The following is a 6,517-nucleotide window of genomic DNA, read 5'->3' on the forward strand; positions in this document are numbered from 1 at the left end:
TTTATTATTGATTAACATAGATATTTATTGATATTTAATTCAAACCTATAATTCTACCTACAGTATATGTAAGCAGTGAATACTAAGTACCCATAGTTTTCGAGGTTTTTTGCTCATCACGTATAGTCATATATTTAAAAGCCCTGCTGGCCCCTTCCCACTTCATATCCTTCCAAAAAACGTTCTGTGTGCGGCATGTAAATTCAACTAACGTCTGCTGAGTGCTGTGAGTTCAACTGATGGATGCAACACATTGGTTAAAACGCTCTGCGGGTGATTCATAGTCTAGCGTTTTTCTTGGCCTCTCGTTGAGCTGCCTGGCAACACTGTTTAGTCTTTGCTGGCTGTGAACTGATAAGTCAGTTCCTTTTGGAAAATACTGTCTGAGTAATCTGTTTGTATTTTCATTTGAGCCGCGTTGCCAGGGGGATTGAGGATCGCAGAAGTAAACCTGAATATCTGTGGCTACGGTAAACCGGGTATGGCTGGTCATTTCAGCACCCCGGTCCCATGTTAATGTTTTATAAAGCTCAGCAGGTAATTCCCGGGCTTGTCTGATGAGTGCAGATATAACCGTTATGGTCTTGTTGTCCCTGACTTTGGCCAGCATAACAAAACGGGAATGACGTTCTACGAGGGTGACGATATAGGAGTTTTTAGAGCCCTGGATCAGGTCACCTTCCCAGTGACCTGGTATGGCTCTGTCAGTTGCTTCAGGTGGCCTTTCGCTGATAGAGATCGTATCCGGGATTGACCCTAATCCTTTCCCTTTAAGCGATGATGTTCTGGATCTACGCACGACTCTTCCGCTTCTGAGGCATTGCTGCAGTTCTTTTTTTAATGCCCCCCGGGTTTGTATAAAAAGCGTTTTATATATCGTTTCGTGTGACACATGCATTTCCTGACTATCCGGATAACAGCGTTTCAGCCAACCGGCGATCTGTTCCGGCGACCAGTCCTGATACATCTTCTCTGCAATGATTTTACACAATGCGGGACTTTCAATTAGCTTGCAGGGTTTTGGTCTCAGAGCATTTTCCCACGCAGCAGTATCGGCTTTTGCTGCACGATATTGTTTTGCACCTCCGTGCCTCTTGATCTCGCGGCTAATCGTTGAGGGAGCTCTTGATAATTTGGCAGCAATGTCCCTGATGCTGCGTTTTGCTACCAGTCCTCTGGATATCTCTTCTCTTTCACCTAGCGAAAGCGCTAACCGGTGCCGCTTTCGCACAGGAAGACGGTAGCCACCTGTCTGGTGGATTGTGGGCATAATAGAAGAGTGAAATCTGTCGAACATTCTGGCGATATCATGCAGGGAATCACCTTGCTTATATCTGTCCCAGATAATCGCTTTTTGTTCTGGTGTGTAGTAGATGCGAGTTCTTCGTTTCATGGCAACGTCCCCCTTCGATTAAGGATAGCGTTGCATCGCCCCGTTGAACTCACAGCCAAAAGCAGACGTTGATACGTTGAGATATGTTAATTTATGGGGAGCAGGTCACCTGAGGGGCGCGCACTATATGATGTGTCTAACTCTCGGATTAAGGTGGTCGAGTGGAACCAAGCTTCGAATGGAACATATTTCCCCAAGAAGGGAAGTGATACAAAAGCTTTTGAGGGAAATGTTCCTCAGTCGGTTCTTGATAGTTTAGGATTGAAATGATGAAAGTTTATCAGGGTAATATTTCTAAAGAGTCATTAAGCCTGTTTGTTTCAGATATTGGCGCCGGAGAATTTTTTTCATATGTAGGACACTTGGTTTCACTAGAGCAAGCAATTTCTGTGCTGGGTTTGCTCTCTCCTGATTTTATTGAGATCCAGGGGCATATTTTCTGGCTACCTAACGCTCAGCAATACGACCCGAAAAGGTTTCATTTGCTTGGGCTAGTAGAGAGTAAATCTAGTGTATTAGTACAAAGTACATCGCGCAGAGATGTTGAACGATACAGAAATATTTTTTCAATAAATCAGTTTTTTTCAAAGTGGGAAGATGCACCGGACCGGCCCGTATTTAAAGTAGGTCTGTCAAAAGAGGATTATCGTCTTTGTCATTTATTTGCCGAGCAGATAACTAGATATTGGAAGCGCGCGTTAGCAGAGGCTTTCCCGGATAAGGTGTTTCAGTTTGAAATTGCTGACGACCTTCTGGATGAATATGGGGTTTGTCTGACATTTTGGCAGGAGTCTGTCAGTAATTCAGTGTAACTGCCCACTAGTTAAAGGTGAGCGCTCAGGCGGTCACCGAACTCGATAATGAAACGACGCATTTCCAGCCGCCAGTTCTGGATCGGCATACTCCATTTTTTTGCCTTCCACAGAGGTAAACTCTGGAAATGCTGACCCGCTCCCTGTTGATTCGCACAGAATGCTGTTAGCAATGTCCGTTCCTCGCTCACTGCGGACATAGATCTTCGGGCTGGTCCGCTCAGTGCCAGGAGCGGAAGTTGCTTACATCGCGATATATTAATTTATGGTGAGCTGGTCACTTATCTGGGCAATATGTATGAAAACCGATACCAAAGGGAAAGGATGATGCATTTAGAAATGTTAGATAAACACTTGGCAGAAAAAATGAAGGTGGTGAGTGAAGAAAAACGAAGAAGTGCAGTCAGAGTGGCATGCGAACTCGCTGTTCAACTCTGTCCGGTAAACTTGCCTGTAGTGGACGAATCACTCAGGCAACTACTATCAGGATATAAGCTATCGATCGAGCAGGTTTCTAAACTGGATGGGCTGGCCGCACAGTTAGATGAAGAATATTTTAACCTGCATAATGGCCAGAACGAAGAGATGGAATTAAATCCTCAAGCTTTGCATTTGTTTAGCCAGGCACGCGCAGTATCAGCTCTCGCTATTGGCGGGAGAGATGATTCAATTGAGTCTGCAACCGAAGCAATTTATGAAGCAGCCTCAGCTATTGATGATGGCCAGATTTTGAATGCAGTCTTTTCGGTTCTGTCAGAAATGTAGCCGACATATATATCATGGTTCTGCAACTTCCGCTTTTCGCTCACAGCGGACATCATACTTCTGAAGTTGCCCTGTCTACTCAGTGCCAGGAACGGCCATTGCCAGCATCGTGTTATGTTGGTTTATGGAAAGCATGTCATCGTATCAAGGGCATTTTGCAAGCGGCCCCTTTAATGGGGACCAGGCATTGTTCTTTCGGTTAAGTAAAATTCGCGAAGGCTACCGAAAGCGCGGCACAGATGTCCGGGACCGATGGATGTGAACAGCCAGGCCAGCCCCTTAATTACCAGCATTACCCAGCACCACAATTTGTGACGGTGCATCATTTTTATAGCGGATTGTTACTCGCTGCCCGGGTTTAAATTCATCGGCATCGAATATTTTGATCACCACATCTTTTTTGGTCACAACCTTTTCCGTTCCGGCGGTGAATTCGACTGTAAGATTCAGGGATAGCCGGCCTTCGGCGTTCTGATTTTGGTGCTGAGCCGCGTCAACGATCAGTGCGGAGGTTTCAGTTCCCTCCTTCTTTATCGCCTCGTTGATGCGCGCTGAGACGATGGAATTGCGAATACCGATAATGACCACCACCGTAATTACAGCGATGGCAACAATCAGGCCCCACATCGCGAAATTTGCCATTTTCATCTTCTTAAATAAATGTGGTTAACGTGCCAAAAAAAGTCCGGAGCCCGGATAAAGTTGTCTCCGCCCCGCTTACAAACTGAATTTTATTGTCGTGACGTTTAAGCTCGAATGGTTTGTTTTTGATCGAAAACGCCCCTGCTGAGATACTCATCACTGAGGTGCTGATGGCTGTTGTTGTAAAGCCAAAAGAAGCACCGGTGAAACTTTCTGACAGACCAGTCATGCTGAAAGAGTTGCCGGTAAAGCTTTCATTATGTGCCTTTGCCTTACTTTTAATGTTGGGCGCGTCGAGGTTGATTTTCGTGGTGCTGCGCAGAGTAATATCCTGCGGACTGAATATCGTAATCGTGCCGTCGTTGACATTATGCGTCCAGTTGCCGCTGTTAACGTTAATCACCACCCCGTCCTGTATCGTTTCGGTTCGGCCACCCGCGCCGATGGTCGTTTCCTGTCCCTGATCATAGGCTTCCGTCAGTTTCCCCGTTACGTGATGGGACTCTCTGCCATTGATAGTTGTATCGCGATAACTGGTCACCTCAACCGAATCCCCGCCATCAAGGATCTTTAACGTTCGCCCATTCTGTATGGTGGTGTGCTCGCCATTATCAACGTTTGTTGTTCGTTTCTGATGGTAATGGAAGCTCGCATCACCGGTTACGTCATCAGTCTGTTCTTTTTTAATGGTAGTTATGCGATTGCCATCAATACTGACGCTCTGATCGTTTTCAACGGATACAGCCATATCTTTTTCTGAGTGCAGATCGATAAGCTCACGTCCGGGACTGTCCTCAAAAAAAAGGTAGCTGGCATTATCCTTGTGACCGTCTTTACTCCGGGTCATAAAGCCCATCACCGTGGCGGCGGCAGGCAGCTCCCACGGTGGCATACTCGCTTCATTGTAGACACGGCCAGTAATAATTGGTCGGTCAGGATCCCCGTTGATAAAATCGATAACCACTTCGTCACCCACTCGAGGGATCTGCATGCCGCCAAAACCCTGACCAGCCCATGCACTTGAAACCCTCACCCAGCATGAACTGGTGTCATCACCTTTAGCTTGTCGGTCCCAGTGGAATTTTACTTTTACCCTGCCATATCGATCAGTCCATATAGATTCGCCCTGTGGACCGACTACACGCGCTGTTTGCGGCCCGTGCGTACGTGGCCATTCTGTCCGTTGTGCGGAACGAAAGGTAGTCTTTGCTGGAATGACCACACAATTAATTTGATGAACACTGTCGGTCATGCTGCCACTGGCGTAACTGTTCTCTTCCAGGGTGTAGCCTGCACTGACGACAAGATACTCACCGCTATTGTCTGTATCTGACGGGTTATCAAGAGTAAATGTATACCCCGGTGTTATTCCCAGCGCAGTGCCGGAGGCATCGATGCGTTGCTGCTCGGCCTGCCATTCTTCCTGCCGGATACGAGCATAAAATTCACCGTGCTGGTGATCAACAAAGCGACCCGGCCATTCGTAATAATCGATCTGTCCCGGTAATGGGGACGATGGGTTCTGACGAGCCTGGAACATCCAGGCATTGGGCTTACGGAAATCGTAGTCATCAATACTGTAGAGACCCGGGGTTACCCGCTCACTGATAGCCCACTGCCCTATACCTTCTTCGCTGGTTGTTCCTCCCGAAAGGCTGGAGTGATATGGGATGACCTCATAGCCACTTACCGGATGATGATTCTCGGCCGAATCCATCAGCACAAGCGTATGAGAGTCCGCCTCATGCCGGAAAAAGAAATATATCCCTTCCAGCTCCATCAGGCGGGAAATAAAGTTGTAGCTGCTTTCCTGATACTGAACACAGTATTCCCAGATACGGTATTCACCGGTAAGTTTATCTTCCGTTCTGACGCCATATTCAGCCAGAATGGTCTTGATAATATCGGGTACACGCTGGCTCTGAAAAATTCGCTGATTCCGGTCGCGCAGCAGTGGCCATAAGTCGGATTCAATTTTGAGAAGATAGACCGCGTAACGAACGCCGTTCAGCTCAGTATTCTGAAGGTTTACTTCTGTTATTTTGCCGTTGAAATAACGCGGTTGCACATTTTGTGTCGGTACAGTGACAGTCAGGGTTTTTCCCAGTAATGCTTTGCGATCAATACGGTCATCCTGGCTCAGCATGGTCACATTCAGTGTAAATGAACGGGACATCACTTCCATACCATTCAGTTTCCAGAACAATAGCGATTCAGCGCCAGCGGGAGGGGTTACCGTAATGCGGTTAAACATTTATCTTCTCCGTGGAACGATTTACCGTCTGCCATATGGCTGAACTGTCCATCGTCAGAGTGAGTGTCAATATGCCGAACCAGACACCGCCGTGGTATTCGAGTTCTGGCTAATATTGTGAAACGCAAAAGCAAGATGGCTATCTTACAATTGTGAATTGACTGGAAAACAGCTTTCTGCATTTTCCTGCACCGTCACGGCTTATTTACAGACAATTCTTAACACCGGATAGAAATTCGCACTCCCGGGTTTAAAGAAGCGTGACCCTGAAGGTATCGCAGGCACATTCCGTCGGAAATCAGGCTGAACAGGGTACAGTGCTACACGAACGGTAGGGGTAGACATCGCAGTTAGTTATTCCTGTTTGATGCAATGTCTCAGTGAAGTTCAGATTTATAAAATCAAATCAAGATAAACGGAAAGTCATTGCGAAGCCCATGCGCAAGTTCGTGCTCAGGATAAAACATAACCGCTAACTTCCCGAAACAACTTGAATCGCCAAGATTTTGACGTCCGCTAATCGTTGTGAGTTCAACGGGTCGACGCAACGCTATCCTTAATCGAAGGGGGACGTTGGACTGACCCCATGCCCGTAGACAAATTCTGTCCTCACGATTGGGCCTGTTCGAAGGCCTCCGGACTGACGCCGCC

General features: G+C 47.0%; 5 protein-coding genes. 2 read left to right on the top strand and 3 right to left on the bottom strand.

Going from position 1 to position 6,517, the window contains the following annotated elements:
- Positions 1–232: 232 nt before the first annotated feature.
- On the bottom strand, positions 233–1,393 hold the full coding sequence (locus ACFX4O_RS08390) for an IS30 family transposase (RefSeq protein ID WP_380208016.1): 1,161 nt from the start codon (positions 1,391–1,393) through the stop codon (positions 233–235).
- A 266-nt stretch (positions 1,394–1,659) separates the two neighbouring features.
- Here ACFX4O_RS08390 and ACFX4O_RS08395 point away from each other — a divergent pair, with 266 nt between their 5' ends.
- Positions 1,660–2,205, top strand: coding sequence for a hypothetical protein (locus tag ACFX4O_RS08395; protein WP_380208017.1), 546 nt, complete (start codon positions 1,660–1,662; stop codon positions 2,203–2,205).
- 324 nt (positions 2,206–2,529) lie between these two features.
- Positions 2,530–2,970, top strand: coding sequence for a hypothetical protein (locus ACFX4O_RS08400; RefSeq protein ID WP_380208018.1), 441 nt, complete (start codon positions 2,530–2,532; stop codon positions 2,968–2,970).
- A 279-nt stretch (positions 2,971–3,249) separates the two neighbouring features.
- Here ACFX4O_RS08400 and ACFX4O_RS08405 read toward each other — a convergent pair whose 3' ends face one another.
- Positions 3,250–3,612, bottom strand: a complete 363-nt coding sequence (locus tag ACFX4O_RS08405; RefSeq protein ID WP_016495541.1) for a DUF3592 domain-containing protein — start codon at positions 3,610–3,612, stop codon at positions 3,250–3,252.
- A 10-nt stretch (positions 3,613–3,622) separates the two neighbouring features.
- Positions 3,623–5,866, bottom strand: coding sequence for a type VI secretion system Vgr family protein (locus ACFX4O_RS08410; RefSeq protein ID WP_380208019.1), 2,244 nt, complete (start codon positions 5,864–5,866; stop codon positions 3,623–3,625).
- Between the last annotated feature and the right edge of the window lie 651 nt (positions 5,867–6,517).

Source organism: Kosakonia sp. YIM B13571, assembly GCF_042788095.1.
Taxonomy (GTDB): domain Bacteria; phylum Pseudomonadota; class Gammaproteobacteria; order Enterobacterales; family Enterobacteriaceae; genus Kosakonia; species Kosakonia quasisacchari.

Bases quoted from the DNA above. Each gene is read 5' to 3' on its own strand.
- ACFX4O_RS08390 (WP_380208016.1), bottom strand. From the start codon at position 1,393: ATGAAACGAAGAACTCGCATCTACTACACACCAGAACAAAAAGCGATT.
- ACFX4O_RS08395 (WP_380208017.1), top strand. From the start codon at position 1,660: ATGATGAAAGTTTATCAGGGTAATATTTCTAAAGAGTCATTAAGCCTG.
- ACFX4O_RS08400 (WP_380208018.1), top strand. From the start codon at position 2,530: ATGATGCATTTAGAAATGTTAGATAAACACTTGGCAGAAAAAATGAAG.
- ACFX4O_RS08405 (WP_016495541.1), bottom strand. From the start codon at position 3,612: ATGGCAAATTTCGCGATGTGGGGCCTGATTGTTGCCATCGCTGTAATT.
- ACFX4O_RS08410 (WP_380208019.1), bottom strand. From the start codon at position 5,866: ATGTTTAACCGCATTACGGTAACCCCTCCCGCTGGCGCTGAATCGCTA.